At 71.7% G+C, this 17,256-nt stretch carries 15 protein-coding genes; 11 read left to right on the forward strand and 4 right to left on the reverse strand.

The features are described from left to right. Positions 1 to 124 precede the first annotated feature (124 nt). Genes AS850_RS04520 through AS850_RS04545 form a run of 6 tightly spaced genes read left to right on the forward strand, consistent with a single transcriptional unit; the run spans position 125 to position 6,385 of the window. A complete protein-coding gene (locus tag AS850_RS04520; protein WP_119868053.1) occupies positions 125 to 1,585 on the forward strand; it encodes an alpha/beta hydrolase in 1,461 nt (486 codons plus the stop codon). A gap of 48 nt (positions 1,586 to 1,633) precedes the next feature. After that, the gene (gatC, locus tag AS850_RS04525; protein ID WP_119868054.1) at positions 1,634 to 1,933 is read left to right on the forward strand and encodes an Asp-tRNA(Asn)/Glu-tRNA(Gln) amidotransferase subunit GatC; all 300 of its coding nucleotides are present in this window, start codon (positions 1,634 to 1,636) and stop codon (positions 1,931 to 1,933) included. Beyond that, positions 1,930 to 3,474 (forward strand): Asp-tRNA(Asn)/Glu-tRNA(Gln) amidotransferase subunit GatA, encoded by a 1,545-nt coding sequence (gatA, locus tag AS850_RS04530; RefSeq protein ID WP_119868055.1) that lies wholly within the window; start codon positions 1,930 to 1,932, stop codon positions 3,472 to 3,474. Before gatC ends, gatA begins: the two co-directional genes overlap by 4 nt. After that, positions 3,474 to 4,982: an Asp-tRNA(Asn)/Glu-tRNA(Gln) amidotransferase subunit GatB gene (gene gatB / locus AS850_RS04535; protein WP_119868056.1), complete on the forward strand. Its 1,509-nt coding sequence runs from the start codon at positions 3,474 to 3,476 to the stop codon at positions 4,980 to 4,982. Before gatA ends, gatB begins: the two co-directional genes overlap by 1 nt. Before the next feature lie 10 nt (positions 4,983 to 4,992). Then, complete coding sequence (locus tag AS850_RS04540) at positions 4,993 to 5,529, forward strand: hypothetical protein (RefSeq protein WP_119868057.1); 537 nt, start codon at positions 4,993 to 4,995, stop codon at positions 5,527 to 5,529. Between the two features lies 1 nt (position 5,530). Further along, the gene (locus AS850_RS04545) at positions 5,531 to 6,385 is read left to right on the forward strand and encodes a DUF3097 domain-containing protein (protein ID WP_119868058.1); all 855 of its coding nucleotides are present in this window, start codon (positions 5,531 to 5,533) and stop codon (positions 6,383 to 6,385) included. On the opposite strand, the gene AS850_RS04550 is transcribed toward AS850_RS04545, so the two are convergent. Together AS850_RS04550 and AS850_RS04555 are read right to left on the reverse strand one after the other, a co-directional pair. Continuing rightward, positions 6,375 to 7,535, reverse strand: coding sequence for an SGNH/GDSL hydrolase family protein (locus AS850_RS04550; RefSeq protein ID WP_119868059.1), 1,161 nt, complete (start codon positions 7,533 to 7,535; stop codon positions 6,375 to 6,377). The genes AS850_RS04545 and AS850_RS04550 overlap by 11 nt on opposite strands. A gap of 47 nt (positions 7,536 to 7,582) precedes the next feature. Continuing rightward, positions 7,583 to 9,325 (reverse strand): AMP-binding protein, encoded by a 1,743-nt coding sequence (locus tag AS850_RS04555; RefSeq protein ID WP_119870119.1) that lies wholly within the window; start codon positions 9,323 to 9,325, stop codon positions 7,583 to 7,585. A 55-nt stretch (positions 9,326 to 9,380) separates the two neighbouring features. On the opposite strand from AS850_RS04555, the gene AS850_RS04560 reads away from it, so the two are divergent. The 4 genes from AS850_RS04560 (at position 9,381) to AS850_RS04575 (ending at position 13,514) form a co-directional block, all read left to right on the forward strand. Further along, positions 9,381 to 11,816, forward strand: a complete 2,436-nt coding sequence (locus AS850_RS04560) for an excinuclease ABC subunit UvrA (protein ID WP_119870120.1) — start codon at positions 9,381 to 9,383, stop codon at positions 11,814 to 11,816. A gap of 46 nt (positions 11,817 to 11,862) precedes the next feature. Continuing rightward, positions 11,863 to 12,399 carry a nucleoside deaminase gene (locus AS850_RS04565; RefSeq protein WP_236940822.1) on the forward strand — a complete coding sequence of 179 codons (537 nt, stop codon included), beginning with the start codon at positions 11,863 to 11,865 and terminating at the stop codon, positions 12,397 to 12,399. A gap of 63 nt (positions 12,400 to 12,462) precedes the next feature. After that, positions 12,463 to 13,125, forward strand: a complete 663-nt coding sequence (locus AS850_RS04570) for a spermidine/putrescine ABC transporter substrate-binding protein (protein ID WP_119868060.1) — start codon at positions 12,463 to 12,465, stop codon at positions 13,123 to 13,125. After that, the gene (locus AS850_RS04575) at positions 13,125 to 13,514 is read left to right on the forward strand and encodes a DUF3054 domain-containing protein (RefSeq protein ID WP_119868061.1); all 390 of its coding nucleotides are present in this window, start codon (positions 13,125 to 13,127) and stop codon (positions 13,512 to 13,514) included. The genes AS850_RS04570 and AS850_RS04575 overlap by 1 nt, the downstream gene beginning before the upstream one ends. 34 nt (positions 13,515 to 13,548) lie before the next feature. On the opposite strand, the gene AS850_RS04580 is transcribed toward AS850_RS04575, so the two are convergent. After that, a complete protein-coding gene (locus AS850_RS04580; protein ID WP_119868062.1) occupies positions 13,549 to 13,869 on the reverse strand; it encodes a DUF7882 family protein in 321 nt (106 codons plus the stop codon). Positions 13,870 to 14,025: 156 nt separating this feature from the next. Here AS850_RS04580 and AS850_RS04585 point away from each other — a divergent pair, with 156 nt between their 5' ends. Next, the gene (locus AS850_RS04585; RefSeq protein ID WP_119868063.1) at positions 14,026 to 15,471 is read left to right on the forward strand and encodes a phytoene desaturase family protein; all 1,446 of its coding nucleotides are present in this window, start codon (positions 14,026 to 14,028) and stop codon (positions 15,469 to 15,471) included. Between the two features lie 12 nt (positions 15,472 to 15,483). On the opposite strand, the gene AS850_RS04590 is transcribed toward AS850_RS04585, so the two are convergent. Further along, complete coding sequence (locus AS850_RS04590) at positions 15,484 to 17,166, reverse strand: long-chain-fatty-acid--CoA ligase (RefSeq protein ID WP_119868064.1); 1,683 nt, start codon at positions 17,164 to 17,166, stop codon at positions 15,484 to 15,486. Between the last annotated feature and the right edge of the window lie 90 nt (positions 17,167 to 17,256).

Genomic DNA, 17,256 nt, shown 5'->3' on the forward strand with positions numbered 1-17,256 from the left:
TATCTGATGAATCCGGCTATCCCCTGGTCAGGGGTAGACACGTCTCCCTAAACTCTGTGCTAGCGCACCGATCTCGTCTGTAGGGGTACGAGACCCAGGTGCGCTACGAGGGGATCGACCCGACGTGCTGTTCTTTGCCGCAGCCATCCTGTATTCCTCCGCCCACCTCTTCGGAGTGGTCGGGGCGTCGACCCTGCCCGAAACCGCCGTGGTCCACCAGGCCGCCGCGGTCTCCGACACCACCCCGCGGCTCCAGGCCCCCGACGAGGGCGCTCCCGTGTCGTCGTCCGCGCTCGACGGCTGCGGTGCCGAGCGGGGCACGGCCACGCAGGCGACCCGGGAGGGGCGCTTCGACGCCGCGACGTGCCTGCGGGAGCTCGGCGCGGCTCCGGCCTGGCGTCTTCTGGATTTCTCCTCCTCCCTCTCGCAGGATGCGGGTCAGGACGTCGACTTCGCCACCCACCTCTCGGAGGACGGCTCCGCGTCGGCGACCCGTCACTGGTGGGCCGGGCTGCCGGACTCGACCCGCGACTCCCTGATCGCCACGATGCCCGGCGTGGTCGGCAACCTCGAGGGCGTCCCCTACACGGTGCGCGACGAGGCGAACCGGTCGGTCCTCTCGGAGACCCTGGCGACGATCCAGCACCGGGACGACCGCGCCAGCGCGGGCCTGACGGGGTTCGGCGACGAGACGGCGCGGCTCACGATGCTCCAGCAGGTCGACCTGGCTTTGACCCCGGGGCGCGGCGGCGACGACACGGCTCGCCAGCTGGTCTCTCTGGACACGGTGTTCCCGGGGCGCGCCGCGATCTCGGTGGGCGACCTCGACACCGCTCGGGACGTCAGCGTCATGGTCCCCGGCATGCTCTACACGGTGTCCAACCAGATCACCTACTGGACCGATCACGCGGCGGCCCTCCACTCCGAGCAGGACTTCTGGACCAAGACGCTGGCGACCACGACGCGCAGACCGCAGTCGTCCGCCGTCGTCGCGTGGATGGGGTATCGCACGCCCGACCTGACGAACGTCACGAGTCTGGACCTCGCCCGGCAGGGCGCCGTGCACCTCGAGGAGTCCGTCACCGGGCTCGACGCCGTCCGGGCCGTGGACCGGCCCCGGCTCACGATCCTCGCCCACTCGTACGGCAGCACGACGGCCACGATCGCCCTCTCCTCGGGACGGATGCGAGCGGACGCCTTCGTCGCGCTCGGCTCTCCCGGAAGCGTCGTGGACTCCGCCTCCGATCTCAGCGTCACCCGCGGGAACGTCTACGCGGCGGCCGCGGCGCTCGACCCCGTCGCCGGTCTCGGGTTCTTCGGCAAGGATCCGGGCGCCTCCCTCTTCGGGTCGACGCTCCTCAGCGTCGCGGCGTCGACCGATCCCTTCACCGAGCAGCACCTCACCGGCACCTGGACGCACAACAACTACTTCGACCCGGGCAGCCGATCGATGCGGAACCTCGCCCTCATCGGGATCGGTCAGGGGGCTCTCGCGGGGGGCCGCCCGCCGCAGCCGGACGTGCCCCAGGTCGTCTCGGGCCCGTCGCTGGCCCTGGTGCGCCCTCAGGATGTCTACCGCGACTGACCGAATAGACTCGTCAGGATCCCCCGACAGACCATCCGACGGAGTCGCATGTCAGAAATCACGCGTGAGCAGGTGGAGCACCTCGCCGGTCTCGCCCGCATCGCCCTCACCCCCGACGAGATCGACAAGCTGACGGGCGAGCTCGGCCACATCGTCGACAGCATCGCGAAGGTCTCCGAGGTCGCCGGCGAGGACGTCCCCGCGACGAGCCACCCGATCCCGCTCACGAACGTCTTCCGCGACGACGTCGTGGGGGAGACCCTCACGCAGGAGCAGGCGCTCCGCGGAGCTCCCGAGCACGACGGCAGCCGTTTCAAAGTCAGCGCCATCCTGGGAGAAGAGCAGTGACCGACGACCTGACCCGCCTCTCCGCCGCCGACCTCGCCGGTCGCCTGGCCGACCGCAGCGTCTCGGCCGTCGAGGCCACGACCGCCCATCTCGACCGGATCGCCGCCGTCGACGGCGACGTCCACGCTTTCCTGCACGTGAGCGCCGACGCGCTCGCGACCGCGGAGCGCATCGACCGCCGCCGCGCGGAGGGCGAGGAGCTCGGCCCCCTGGCCGGCGTCCCGATCGCCATCAAAGACGTCCTCTGCACGATCGACATGCCGTCGACCTCCGGGTCGCGCATCCTCGAGGGCTGGATCCCGCCCTACGACGCCACCGTGGTGAAGAAGCTCCGCGCCGCCGATCTGGTGCCGCTCGGCAAGACCAACATGGACGAGTTCGCCATGGGCTCCTCGACCGAGTTCTCGGCCTACGGGCCGACGCACAACCCCTGGAACCTCGACCGCATCCCCGGCGGCTCGGGCGGTGGCTCCGCGGCGGCCGTGGCGGCCTTCGAAGCGCCCCTGGCCCTCGGCAGCGATACCGGCGGCTCGATCCGTCAGCCCGGCGCCGTCACGGGCACGGTCGGCGTGAAGCCCACCTACGGCTCCGTCAGCCGCTACGGGGCGATCGCCCTCGCCTCCTCGCTCGACCAGGTCGGTCCGGTCACGCGGACGGTCCTCGACGCGGGCCTCCTGCACGACGTCATCAAGGGCCACGACAAGCGCGACTCCACCTCGCTGACCGACGAGTGGCCGTCGTTCGCCGAGTCGGCGCGCGCCGGTTTCGCCCCCGACGCCCTCCGCGGCGTGAAGGTCGGCGTCGTCAAGGAGCTCAACGGCGACGGCTTCCAGCAGGGCGTGAAGACGCGGTTCGCCGAGGCGATCGCGCTCCTGGCCTCCGCGGGAGCCGAGATCGTCGAGGTCTCCGCACCCAGCTTCGAGTACGCCATCAGCGCGTACTACCTCATCCTGCCCGCCGAGGCCTCGTCCAACCTCGCCAAGTTCGACTCGGTCCGCTTCGGCCTGCGGGTGAACCCCGAGGGCGGCGGCACGGTCGAGGACGTCATGGCGGCGACCCGGGAGGCCGGGTTCGGCCCCGAGGTCAAGCGGCGCATCATCCTGGGCACCTACGCCCTCAGCGCCGGGTACTACGACGCCTACTACGGCAGTGCGCAGAAGGTCCGCACGCTGGTCCAGCGCGACTTCGCCCGGATGTTCGCCGAGGTCGACGTGCTGATCTCGCCGTCCGCGCCGACCACGGCGTTCCCCATCGGCGAGAAGATCGACGACCCGCTGGCGATGTACCTCAACGACCTCACCACGATCCCGGCGAACCTCGCCGGGATCCCGGGGATCTCGCTGCCGATGGGGCTCGCCGAGGAGGACGGCCTCCCCACGGGCATCCAGCTCATGGCGCCCGCCCGCGAGGACGCCCGCCTCTACACCTACGGCGCCGCGCTGGAGAGCCTCTTCGAGAGCACGTGGGGCCACACCCTCATCTCGCGGGCCCCCGAGCTCGCGTTCACCGAACAGTCCGCCGCAACCGAGGGAGTCGTCTGATGGCCGCCCGTCCCGAACTGATGGACTACGACAAGGCCCTCGAGCTCTTCGAGCCCGTGCTCGGCTTCGAGGTCCACGTCGAGCTGTCGACCAAGACCAAGATGTTCTCCGACGCCCCGAACTTCTTCGGTGGCGAGCCCAACACGAACATCACCCCCGTCGACCTGGGGCTCCCCGGGTCGCTCCCGGTGGTGAACGGCCAGGCCGTGAAGTACGCCATCAGCCTCGGCCTCGCGCTCGGCTGCTCCATCGCCCCGTCGTCGCGGTTCGCCCGCAAGAACTACTTCTACCCCGACCTGGCGAAGAACTACCAGATCAGCCAGTCCGACCAGCCGATCGCCTTCGACGGCACCGTCGAGGTGGAGATGCCCGACGGCACCCTGTTCCAGGTGCCCGTCGAGCGCGCGCACATGGAGGAGGACGCCGGGAAGCTGACCCACGTGGGCGGCGCAACCGGCCGCATCCAGGGCGCCGAGTACAGCCTCGTCGACTACAACCGCGCCGGCGTGCCCCTCGTCGAGATCGTTACCCGGCCGATCTTCGGGGCCGAGCACCTCGCTCCCGAGCTCGGGGCCGCCTACGTCTCGACCATCCGCGACATCGTGCGCGGGCTCGGCATCAGCGACGCCCGGATGGAGCGGGGCAACCTCCGCTGCGACGCCAACATCTCGCTGCGACCCCGCGGCCAGGAGAAGCTGGGCACGCGCACCGAGACGAAGAACGTCAACTCGTTCCGCTCGGTCGAGCGCGCCATCCGCTACGAGATCCAGCGGCAGGCCGCCATCCTGGCCAAGGGCGGCACCATCACGCAGGAGACCCGGCACTGGCACGAAGACACGGGCCGGACCTCGGCCGGTCGCCCGAAGAGCGACGCCGACGACTACCGCTACTTCCCGGAGCCCGACCTCCTGCCGGTCGAGCCCTCCGCCGAGCTGATCGAGGAGCTCCGCGCCGCGCTCCCCGAGTCGCCCGCGGTCCTGCGCCGCCGTCTCAAGGCCGAGTGGGGCTTCACCGACCTCGAGTTCCAGGACGTCGTCAACTCCGGTCTCGTCACCGAGATCGTCGAGACCACGAAGGCCGGAGCCTCGGCGCAGTCGGCCCGCAAGTGGTGGACCGGCGAGATCGCCCGGCTCGCGAACGCCGCCGGCCCCGACGTCGAAGCGTCGTCCCTCGTGTCGCCGCAGCACGTCTCCGAGCTCATCGCCCTCGTGGAGGGCGGCGAACTGACCGACCGTCTCGCGCGCCAGGTGCTCGAGGGCGTCATCGCGGGCGAGGGCTCACCGGTCGAGGTCGTCGAGAAGCGCGGTCTCAAGGTCGTCTCCGACGACGGTGCGCTCATCGCGGCGATCGACGCGGCGCTCGCCCAGCAGCCCGACGTGCTCGAGAAGATCCGCGACGGCAAGGTGCAGGCCGCCGGGGCCGTCATCGGCGCCGTCATGAAGGCCATGAAGGGCCAGGCCGACGCCGCGCGCGTCCGCGAGCTGGTCCTCGAGAGAGCGCAGGCCTGACCTGGCCGCCGTGAAGCGAGGCGCCACCTGGTGGCTCTCGCCGCTCCGACCGGTCGCGATCGGTGTCATCGCGTTCGCGGTGGCGCTGATCGTCGCCTCCCGGCTCCTGCCCGCGCACACGGTCGTCATCTGGGACTCCGCGGGGAAGCGCGCGCTCGACGCCTCGAGCGACGACTTCACGGTCGGCGTCCTCGTCGCCGGCTTCATCGTGCTCGCCGTCTGGCTCGTGGCCGGTCTGGTGCTGACGCTCGTTCCCGCGCGGCACGTTCTCGTGCCGCACGCGGCCCACTGGAAGAGCGCGGGGAACGTCCCCGAGATGAGGCATCGCTTCGCGACCTACCTCGGGCGGGCCATCGGGGCGACCTACGGCTTCATCGCCGTCGAGGTGCTCGTCGCGGTCGTGTCGCAGAGCACCTCGGCGCTCCAGACCTGGTGGCCGCCCGTGGTGGTCTCGATCCTGTTCATCGTCATCCTGCTGATCTTCGCCGTCTGGGTGTTCTCCGACGGGTTCCGGCCGCCGCGGCAGGCGTCCGCGCGGAGGTCCTGACGTGTCGCAGGGCGACACGGGCGGCGGTCCCGACCGGTACGGCTCCGACGTCCTGGCGGGCGACTGGAAGAAGGCCGGTCAGCGCCGGATCCGCGTGGTCGACGCCGTGAGAGACCTGGTCGTCGAGGAGGCCTCGTCGGGGTTCACCGGCGCCATCGTGCGGATCGCGTCGTCGACCGTCGAGCTCGTCGACTGGAAGGACCGCGTCCGCGCCTTCCCCCTGACGGCCCTGTTCCGGATCGACGGCGAGCCCGTCCACCTGCAGGTCCCGCGGGCGACCTCCGAGGGGCGGCTCCGCTCGGCGTCGGGCTCCTTCGCCGTGCAGGACGCCCGGGCCAGGACGGCCCTCGCCAGCCGGATCTTCGTCGAGGGCCGCCACGACGCCGAGCTCGTCGAGAAGGTCTGGGGTCACGACCTCCGGATCGAGGGCGTCGCCGTCGAGTACCTCGAGGGCGTCGACCACCTGGCCGACGTCCTCGCCGCGTTCCGCCCCGGGCCGAAACGCCGGGTCGGGGTGCTCGTCGATCACCTCGTCCCGGGGTCGAAGGAGAGCCGGATCGCCGAGTCCGTCGCCCGGGGCCCGCACGGGTCGAGCGTCCTCGTGGTCGGCCACCCCTACGTCGATGTCTGGCAGTCCGTGAAGCCGGGGCGCCTCGGCCTCGACGAGTGGCCGGTCGTCCCGCGGTCCGTCGAGTGGAAGCACGGCATCTGCGAGGCTCTCGGCTGGCCGCACGACGACCAGGAGGACATCGCGCGCGCCTGGCAGCGGATCCTCGGCCGGGTGCGCACGTTCGCCGACCTGGAGCCGTCTCTCCTCGGACGGGTCGAGCAGCTCATCGACTTCGTCACCGAGTAGCGTCCGGGGCGTCGTCCGGGGAGTCTCCGCGACGTCGGCGTCGCCGGGCCACCAGCAGGGCGGTGGCGGCTACCAACGCGGCGCCGAGGAGGGCGAGCCCGATCGGGAGCCACGGCACCCGGACGACGATCATCTCGACGCGAGGCCCGGCCGACGACGTCGGAGCGGTGGCCCGCTCGACCGCCGCCACCGTCCTGTCGGCCAGGAACGCGGCTCCTGCCGCCGTGGGGTGGAGGGAGCGAGGGTCGAGCGAGATCGAGGTGAGCCGGCTGGTGGCAGTGAGGGTGATCCCGGCGACGTAGGCGTCGGACCCGGCGCAGGCCGAGTGAGCCGACCCGGCAGCGAGGTTCGAGACGTAGGTGAAGCCGGCGCGGTCGCTCGCCGTCCTCGTGACCGCGTCGAGCGTCTCCTGCAGCCCCGCCAGATAGCGGACGTCGACGTCGGTGAAGGGGAAGCCGTTCGTCGGGAAGGTGCCGGAGACGCTCTCCGGGGTGACGACGGGGCGGAAGCAGCCGCCGGAGGGCGTGTCGGCCGGAGCGGGGAAGATCGCCGGGTAGCCGACGACGACGACCAGCGCGTTCGGCGCCTTCGACCGGATGGCGGCGAAGGCCTCGCGGAGCCCGGTCGCCGCCGTCGTCGCGACCGCGTCGCGGAGTCGATCGGAGCCACCCGAGACGAGCGTGCTGCGGCAGTTCTGCGCGGCGTCGCCGGAGAGCACGGGCCCCGTCCGCGAGAGGGCGATGCAGCCGGAGGCGGCACCGAGGAGATCGGCGTCGTTGCCGCCGATCGAGACCGTGACGAGGCGGGTGGCGGCGGAGAGCGCGTCGACCTGCGGCGGGGCGCCGTTCTGTCGACGATCGATCAGGTCGCGGGTCGTCGCGCCGGAGCAGGTGACGTCCGTCAGCCGAGCCCCCAGCGCCCGCGCGACGCGGTGCGGGTAGTCCGACGCGGTCTGTGCGCACGCCGGGACGGGCTCGCCCGTGGGATCGGACAGGCCGAGCCCGGCGGCGTACGAGTCGCCGAGGGCGACGTAGGACTGCCCGGAGGGCGCTGTCGCCGCACCGGCCGCGTCCGTCGCGCCGGGTCCGAGCGCGGTGATCGCCAGGATGGACGCCGCGACGAGGGCGGCGCTGCGGAGCGATCTCGACATCCGGCCAGGCTACTCACGACGCGGCGCGAGAACGCCCGGCGGCGTTCCTAGGAGGTCGGCTTCGCCGTGTGGCGGCCCCGGAGCTCCTCGAACTGGTGGTCGCGCCACTCGCCCGGGAACGGCGCCGCGCCGGTGGATGCCGCCAGCGCCTCGCGCTCCCGCAGTTCGACACGGCGGATCTTCCCGGAGATGGTCTTGGGCAGCGGCCCGAACTCCACCCGCCGCACCCGCTCGTAGGCGGGCAGCGCCGTGCGCGCGTGCCGGAGGACGGCCAGCGCCGTCTCCTCGGTGGGCTCCCAGCCCGCGGCGAGCGTCACGTACGCCTTGACCACGTTGAGGCGCACCTCGTCGGGCGCGGGCACCACCGCCGATTCGGCGACGGCAGGATGCTCGAGCAGAGCGCTCTCCACCTCGAACGGCGACACCTTGTAGTCGGACGACTTGAAGATGTCGTCGGTGCGGCCGATGAAGATGATGAAGCCGTCGGCGTCGCGCGCGGCGACGTCGCCGGTGTGGAAGAAGCCGTCGCGCAGGGCGTCGCTCGTCTTCTCGGGGTCGCCGAGGTAGTGCGACATGAGGTTCGTCGGCCTCTCCCGGAGGTCGAGGCAGACCTCGCCCTCCTCACGCGGTTCGCCGCTGACGGGGTCGAGGAGCGCGATCTCGACGCCGGGCAGGGGAACCCCCATCGAGCCCGGCTTGACCGGCGCCCCGGGCGGGTTGCCGATGACGGCCGTCGTCTCGGTCTGACCGTAGCCGTCGCGGATCGTGAGGCCCCAGCGCTCCTCGACCCGGGCGATCACCTCGGGGTTGAGCGGTTCGCCGGCCGAGACGATCTCGCGGAGCGCCGAGGGGCGCTCGCCGAGGTCGGCCTGGATGAGCAGGCGCCACACCGTGGGCGGAGCGCAGAAGGTCGTGACTCCTGCCCTCTCCAACCAGGTCAGGAGCGCCGGCCCGTCGAAGCGGTCGTAGTTGTAGACGAAGACCGTCGCCTCGGCGATCCACGGCGAGAAGAAGCAGCTCCAGGCGTGCTTGCCCCAGCCGGGCGAGCTGATGGCCAGCTGCACGTCGCCGGGGCGGAGGCCGAGCCAGTACATCGTGCTGAGGTGCCCGACCGGATAGGAGGTCTGCGTGTGGACGACCATCTTGGGCTTCGACGTCGTGCCGGAGGTGAAGTAGACGAGGCACGGATCGGAGGAGGCGATCACGAGGGCCGGGCGCTCCTCTTCGTCGTCCGATCGGGGCGCGAGCGAGTCGGGGTAGGGCAGCCAGCCCGTGACGCCCCCGCCGACGGCGATCCGGGTGAAGTCGCCGGTGACGGTGTCGAACTTCGCCGCCTCCGAGGCGTTCGTCACGACGTGGCGGACGTCGCCCCGGTCGATGCGGTCCTGCAGGTCGTGCGCCTCCAGCATCGTCGAGGTCGGCAGGATCACCGCGCCCAGCCTCATCACGGCGAGCATCGACTCCCACAGCTCGTACTGGTTCCCGAGCATGAGGACGACGTGGTCGCCGGGGCGGACTCCGAGCGCGTGGAGCTGCGTGGCGAGTCGGTCGGAGCGCGCGGCCAACTCGACGAACGTGGTCCTCGACTCCGAACCGTCCTCCTCGACGATCCAGAGCGCCACGCGATCGTTCCCCTCCGCGACGACGTCGAACCAGTCCGTCACCCAGTTGAACGCCTCGCCCACGTCGGGCCAGCGGAAGGCGCCGGCCGCCTCGGCGTCGCCGGGAGCGACCCCCAGGAGGAGATCGCGGGCGGCTCGGTAAGCGACGGTGCTCGGTTCGGAACGCATGAGGAGAATCATGCCCCACCCGCCGGTGACGGTGGTTCCGCTTACTGTGATGGGGATGCCCGACTCACCTGACGACCCCTCTTCCGCCTCTCCCGGCTTCGTCCGCGTCCGCGGCGCGCGCGAGAACAATCTCCGCGACGTCGACGTCGACGTCCCGCGCGACAGGATCGTTGCCTTCACCGGGGTGTCGGGGTCCGGCAAGTCCTCGCTCGCCTTCGGGACGATCTTCGCCGAGGCCCAGCGCCGCTTCCTCGAGTCGGTGGCGCCCTACGCGCGCCGCCTCATCGCTCAGGGGTCGACGCCGCACGTCGACTCGATCACCGGCCTCCCGCCCGCGGTCGCGCTGCAGCAGCGACGGGGCGCCCCCTCGTCGCGCTCGACGGTGGGCACCCTGACGACCCTCTCCAACTCGGTCCGGATGCTCTACTCGCGAGCCGGCCGGTATCCCGACGGGGCGTCCCGCCTCGAATCCGACTCGTTCTCGCCGAACACCGTCGTCGGCGCGTGCCCGCGCTGCCACGGCCTCGGCACCGCCCACGAGGTGACCGAGGCGTCGGCCGTGCGCGACGACTCGCTCAGCATCCGCGACGGCGCCATCGCCGCGTGGCCGGGCGCGTGGCAGGGCAAGAACCTCCGTGACGTGACAGCCGGGCTGGGCTACGACATCGACCGTCCCTGGCGCGACCTCTCCCGGGAGGATCGCGACTGGCTCCTCTTCACGGAGGAGCAGCCGGTCGTCGAGGTGACGCCCCAGCGCGACCGCGTGGCGAAGCCGTACCGCGGCCGTTTCTGGAGCGCGCGACAGTACGTGATGCACACCCTGGCCGACTCCGCGAGTGCGACCCAGCGCACCAAGGTGCTCCAGTTCGTCGAGTCGGGGGCCTGTTCGCTCTGCGGCGGATCCGGGCTCACCCGCGCGGCCCTCGACGTCACGGTCCGGGGTCTCACGATCACCCGGCTGAACGGGCTGCCGCTGACGGAGCTCGCCGAGATCCTGCGCTCCGTCGCCGCGACGGCCCACGCGACCGCCGCCACCTCGAAGGCCTCGTCGGGGGAGGAGTCGGAGGTCGCCGTCTCGATCGCCCGCGATCTCCTCGCCCGGGTCGAGGTGCTCACGGCCCTCGGCCTCGGCTACCTGAGCCTCGACCGGACCACCCCGACCCTCTCTCCCGGCGAGATGCAGCGGCTGCGGATCGCCACGCAGCTCCGGTCCGGCCTGTTCGGAGTCGTCTACGTCCTCGACGAGCCGAGCGCGGGGCTCCATCCCGCCGACACGGAGTCGCTGCTCGACGTCCTCGACGGTCTCCGGGCGGGCGGGAACAGCGTCTTCCTCGTGGAGCACGACATGGACATCGTCGCCCGCGCCGACTGGATCGTCGATGTGGGGCCCGGCGCCGGAGCCTCCGGCGGGACGGTCCTCTACAGCGGCCCCGTCCCGGGTCTCGCCGACATCGAGGAGTCGGTCACGCGGCGGTTCCTCGGCGCCGGGCAGGTGGCTCCTGCGGCACGGACCCGGCGCGAGCCTTCCGGCCTCCTCGAACTGCGCGACGTGACGCTCCACAATCTCCGCGGTCTCGACGTCGACGTGCCCCTCGGCGTCCTCACGGCCGTCACGGGTGTCTCCGGGTCCGGGAAGTCCACGCTCGTCGGGGGCGTTCTCGCCGAGCGTGCGCGTGACCACCCCCTGGTCGACCGGGTCGTCCAGGTCGACCAGAAGGCCATCGGCCGGACCCCCCGATCGAACCTGGCCACCTACACGGGCCTCTTCGACGCGGTCCGCGCCGTCTTCGCCGACACCGCGGAGGCGCGCTCCCGCGGGTGGTCGGCGGGCCGCTTCTCCTTCAACGTCGCAGGCGGCCGCTGCGAGGTGTGCCAGGGGGAGGGCTCCGTCACGGTGGAGCTTCTGTTCCTGCCGAGCAGCTGGGCGCCCTGCCCCGAGTGCCACGGATCGCGCTACAACGACGAGACGCTCCAGGTCACCTGGCACGGTGCCACCGTCGCCGATGTCCTCGGGATGACGGTCGACGAGGCGGCGGCCTTCCTGGCCGACGTGCCCGCCGCCTCCCGGGGCCTCACCACGCTCGCGCAGGTGGGTCTCGGCTACCTGCGGCTGGGTCAGCCGGCCCCCGAGCTCTCGGGTGGCGAAGCGCAGCGCATCAAGCTGGCCACCGAGCTGCAGCGCGCTCGCTCGGGCCACACGGTCTACCTCCTGGACGAGCCGACGACGGGTCTCCATCCGGCCGACGTCGAGCTCCTGGTGGCCCAGCTCGCCCGCCTCGTCGACACCGGCAACACGGTGGTCGTCGTGGAGCACGCCATGAGCGTGGTGGCGTCCGCCGACCACGTCATCGACCTCGGGCCGGCCGGGGGAGACGGCGGCGGCCGGGTGGTCGCGTCCGGCAGCCCGGCGGAGGTCGCGGTGGCATCCGGAAGCCGGACGGGGCCGTATCTGGCCGCGAGGCTCGCCGGGAGCGGCGACGCCCCGTGGTAGCGGCCCCGTCTTGCCCCGCGCGCCCCGCTGCACCAGGATCGAGAGCGTGACCGACCCCAGCTCGAACGCCTCCAGCTCGAACGACCTCAGCCCGAGCGCCCTCAGCGACACCGATCGCGCCCGCCTGCTGGACGCCGTGGCGGTCTCCCGCCGGGCGGTGAGCCACGGCAACCACCCCTTCGGCGCGGTGCTCGTCGACGCGAGCGGGGCCGTCGTCCTCGAGGCGGAGAACACCGTGAACACCGACGTCGACTGCACCGGCCACGCGGAGACAAACCTCGTCCGCAAGGCCTGGAAGGCCGCCTCGGGAGCGGGGCTCCGCGACCACACCCTCTACACGAGCTGCGAACCCTGCGCGATGTGCTCCGGTGCCATCTACTGGTCCGGGATCGGCCGCGTCGTCTACGCCCTCCCGGAGTCGGAGCTGCTCGTCCTCACCGGCGACAACCCCGAGAACCCCACGATGTCGCTCGATTGCCGCGACGTGCTCTCCGCGGGTCAGCGCGGCGTCGACGTCGCCGGCCCGGCCTCCGGAGACCTCTTCGACGCGGCCCGCGCGCCGCACGAGGGCTTCTGGGTCTGAGAAGGCGCGCGGTGAGCGGCGCGCTCACCGCGGATTCTCCCGTGCGTCGGCCTACCATGCACTATGGCCGATTCGATCGAGGGGCGCGTGCGCAGCTCTGTCGACGCCTTCCTCCGGTGGCTGCCGCGCTGGCAGGTCGGAACGTCGCGGTCGAGGCCGCGCGTGTGCCGACTCTGCCTCGGGTCGCCCGTCGCCACGGCTGCGGGTTTCGACCACGACGTGCCGCACGCCGTCCAGCACGCCCTGCTCAGCCGCATGCGCGTCATCGTCGACGAGTCGGTCGACGAGTACACGGCCCGCAACCTCCCGCTGGTTAGCCGCGAGCTCGCACGGTCGGAATCGCCGGATGCGCCGGGATACCGCCCCGAGGAGGGTCTCGCCCTCGAGTTCCAGGGGCTCGAGGTCGATCCCGAGCCCGAGCCCGGTCAGCCGTTCCTCTTCACCCTCGCCGAACTCGCGGAGGAGGATCGGCAGCGGTCCGAACCGATCGCGGTCGCCGAGGCTCCTGCGTCGCCCGCCGAGTACTCCGACGAGGCGAAGGCCGCCCTCCGCACCGAGCTCGAACTCGCCGACGACCACGCCCGCCAGGTGGGCACGGCCGTCTGCCTCGCGCTCGTCGAGCATCGGAGGCGCATCGCCGACGCCATCGACCGACTCGTCGAACCGCAGATCGACGAACTCCTCGCCGAGCTGTCCCTCGCCCTTGAGAACCCGAGGTCCCACTGATGTTCCGCAAGACCCCCTGGTGGTCGTTCGTGATCGACCTGGCGCTCGTCGCCGCCTTCGTCCTGATCGGGCGGCGCAGTCACGCCGAGTCCGACGCCTTCGTCGGCTTCCTCACGACGTTCTGGCCGTTCCTGTCGGGACTCGTCATCGGCTGGCTCAGCGTCGTCGGGGTGCGCTGGCCGTTCGTGTCGTTCCGGTCGGGGGCCGTGATCTGGATCGCCACGGTGATCGTGGGCATGCTCCTGCGGATCTCCTCCGGCCAGGGAGTCGCCTGGAGCTTCTTCGTCGTCGCGCTGATCGTCAACGCGGTCTTCCTGATCGGGTGGCGGGCGCTCGCGATCGGTCTCGCGCGTCGCTCCCGCCGTCGAAGCGAGAGCCGCTCGGCCTAGCGCCGCCCCCGGCCGCGCTCGGGACCCTGCCCGGCTAGGGCTTGACGCTGTTGTCGAGCGCGGGCTCCTCGGAGAGCACGAGTCCGCTGGAGCTGTTGGCGCTTGCGGTGAGCTCTGCCAGCCAGGAACGGCTGATGGACGGCACGCGACCGCCGGCGTACTTGAAGTAGAGGGGGATCGCGGGATCCATCCAGAGGCTGGACCGGCCGTCGCCGACCTTCTGCGGGTCGCGCCAGGAGAAGAAGAACGACTCCCGGCGCCGCAGCTTCGTCGCGATGACGATCTGGAGGTGCTCGAGGGTCCGGTCTTCGAACTCGATCTGGATGGAGGTCGAACCGTAGATGAGGGATCCCATGTGTCAGAGAGTACCGTCACCCACCGTCACTCAGGGCATCCCGGCGGCGGAGGACTAGCGTGAAACATCCGGAATCCGCACCACCCGTCGAGATCGCCCGAGGAGAACCATGAGCCAGGCCCCCGCCTCCCGACGCGACGTCATCCGGAGCTTCTCGTGACGGACGACGCCATCGTCGTCGGCGCCGGCCCCAACGGTCTGGCGGCCGCCGTAGTCCTGGCACGCGCGGGCCTCTCCGTGCGGGTCCTCGAGCGCAGCGACACCCTCGGCGGCGGCGCCCGAACCGCCGAGCTGACCCTGCCGGGGTTCCGGCACGACGTCTGTTCGGCGGTCCACCCGATGGGGGCCGTCTCCGGCTTCTTCCGGCGATTCGGGCTCGACCGCCGGATCCGGATGCTGACGCCCGACGTCTCCTACGCGCATCCGCTCCCGGGGGGTCGCGCCGCGGTCGCCCACCGCGATCTCGACCGGACGGTGGCGGACCTCGGCGTCGACGGCCCCGCCTGGCGCTCCCTCCTGGAGGCGCTGGTGCGCCGCGACGACGAGGTCGCACAGTTCACCCTGTCGCCGCTCCTTCAGCTCCCGCGCCATCCGGCCGCCCTCGCGACCTTCGGCCTGGCGGCGATCGACCAGGGCATGCCGTGGTGGAACGAGCGCTGGAAGGCCGAGGAGGCCCCCGCGCTGCTCGCCGGCGTCATGGCTCACGCCATCCGCCCGATGCCGAGCATGTCGGCCGCCGCGGCCGGCCTCGCTCTCGCCGTCCACGGTCACGCCCGCGGCTGGCCGCTGCCCGAGGGCGGGAGCCAGAGCATCGTCGACGCGATGGCCCGCGACGTCGTGGAGCACGGCGGCGTCATCGAGACCGGCGTCGAGGTGACCTCGCTCGACGAGGTCGCCGGCGCCCGGGCCGTCGTCTTCGACGTGACCGCGCGCGCTCTCGCGGACATCGCGGGCGATCGGCTGCCCCCCGCCTACGCCCGGGCCCTCCGCCGCTTCCGCTACGGCAACGCCGCCTCGAAGGTCGACTTCGCCCTGTCCGAGCCGGTGCCGTGGGCCAACGACGAGGTCCGACGCACCCCCACCGTCCACGTGGGCGGCACCAGAGCCGAGGTCGCGGCCGCGGAGCGGGACGTCGCCGCGGGGCGCCACAGCGCCGACCCGTACGTCCTCGCCGTTCAGCCGGGGGTCGTCGACCCGTCCAGGGCTCCCGAGGGCAAGGCGGTCCTCTGGGCCTACACGCACGTGCCCCGCGACTCCGACGTCGATCAGACCGAGGCGATCATCCGCAGGATCGAGGGCTACGCGCCCGGATTCCGCGACACGATCCTGGCCTCGTCGACACGGACCGCGAAGGACCTGGAGAACTACGACCCGAACTACATCGGCGGGGACATCGCCTCGGGAGCACCCAGCGTGGCTCAGCTCGTCGCGAGACCGACCCTCTCGGTCGAGCCGTGGCGGACACCGCTCCGGGGCGTCTACCTCGGGTCGTCGTCCGCGCCTCCCGGCCCGAGCGTGCACGGACTCGGTGGGGCCTACGCGGCCCGCAGCGCCCTGCGGCACGAGTTCGGGATCCACGAGCTGCCCGACCTCGCGCCCTGACGGGCGACGGCGTCACTTCTTCGCGCTGAGCTGCTCCTTGACCTTGCGGCGGATCACCTTGCCGATGAGCGACTTCGGGAGGTCGTCGACCTCGACGATCCGGCGCGGGACCTTGTAGGCGGCGAGGTTGTCGCGCGCGAAGTCACGGAGGGCCGCCTGGTCGAGCTCGGCGCCCTTCTCCACGACGACGGCGGCGACGACCTGCTCGCCCGACGGGCTCGGCAGGCCGACGACGGCGACTTCCTCGACGCCCTCGAAGCGGCGCAGGGTGTCCTCGACCTCGCTCGGCGACACGTTGAAACCGCCCGTGATGATGAGGTCCTTGATGCGGTCGACGATCGTGACGAAGCCCGTGTCGTCGATGGTGACGATGTCGCCCGTGCGGAACCAGTCGTCGACGAACACCTCGGCGGTCTCGTCGGGGCGCCCGTAGTAGCCGCTGAAGACCTGAGGACCGCGGACGAGGAGCTCGCCGGCGGAGCCCGGCTCGACGTCGCGGGTCGGCTCGTCGGGGTCGACGACCCGGCACTCGGTGCTCGGCAGGGGGAGCCCGACGGCTCCCGCGCGACGACTGTCGGCGACCGGGTTGGCGATGAGGACGGGCGACGTCTCGCTGAGACCGTAGCCCTCGATCAGCCAGCCGCCCGAGCGCTCCTCCCAGGGCTCCACCACGGAGGCCGACAGCGGCATCGCGCCCGAGATGGCGATCTCGATGCCCTCGAGGCTCACGCCCGCGTCGTCGGCCGCCCGCTGCAGGCGCTGATAGATCGGCGGGACGGCCGGGAGGAACGTCGGCGGGTGCTTCTTCATCGCCGCGAGGACGAGCGACGGCTCGAACGCCGGGAACAGGACCAGCCGGGCGCCCATGCGCATAGCGAACGTGAGGCAGAGGGTGAGGCCGTAGGCGTGGAACATCGGTAGAACGGCGTAGACGACGCTCGACCCCTCCTTGATCTGGGGGATCCAGGCCTGGCACTGGGCGGCGTTCGCCATCAGGTTGGCGTGCGTGAGCATGGCGCCCTTGGGGGAGCCCGTCGTGCCGCTCGTGTACTGGATGAGGGCGAGGTCGCCCGTCTCCGGGCGCGGGTGCGCGGCGTCGATGCGCGGCGAGGACGCGACCTTCTCCCAGGGGGTGGTGCCGGAGACCGTCGTCGTGAGACGGTCGCGCGACTCCCGGGCGCGCTTCACCGGCAGGCGGAGCTGAGCGCGCATGAGAAGGGGCATGGCCTTGGTGACGTCGATCGAGACGATCGCGTCGAGGGGCACCTCGTCGGGGAAGGCCTGAAGGGTGGCCACGGTCTTGTCCCACGCGATCGCCACGCGGGCACCGTGGTCCTCGAACTGGTGGCGGAGCTCGCGGGGCGTGTAGAGCGGGTTGTGCTCGACGACGATGCCGCCGAGACGCAGCACGGCGTAGAACGCCACCACGTGCTGCGGGCAGTTCGGCAGGATCAGGGCGACCGTGTCGCCCTTCTTCACCCCGAGCCTCCGGAGCCCCTCGGCCGCCCGCTGCACCTGCTCGACGAGGTCGGCGTAGCTCGTCTCGGCACCGAAGTACTCGAGGGCGGTCGCCTGCGGGTATTTCGCGGCGGTGTCGCGGACGAGGTCGATCAGCGAGCCCTTCACCTCCCCGATGTCGTGGGGGATACCGGGAGCGTAGGAGTCAAGCCAGGGACGGGCGCTGTCGATGGTCACTCGACCACTCTAAGAGGTTCGGGGGACAATCCCGCTGAAGACCGCCGGTCGGCCGGGGAGTTGACTCCCTGGTGGATCACCGATCGAAAG

It is taken from the genome of Frondihabitans sp. 762G35, from assembly GCF_002074055.1.
In the GTDB taxonomy this organism is placed as follows: Bacteria; Actinomycetota; Actinomycetes; order Actinomycetales; family Microbacteriaceae; genus Frondihabitans.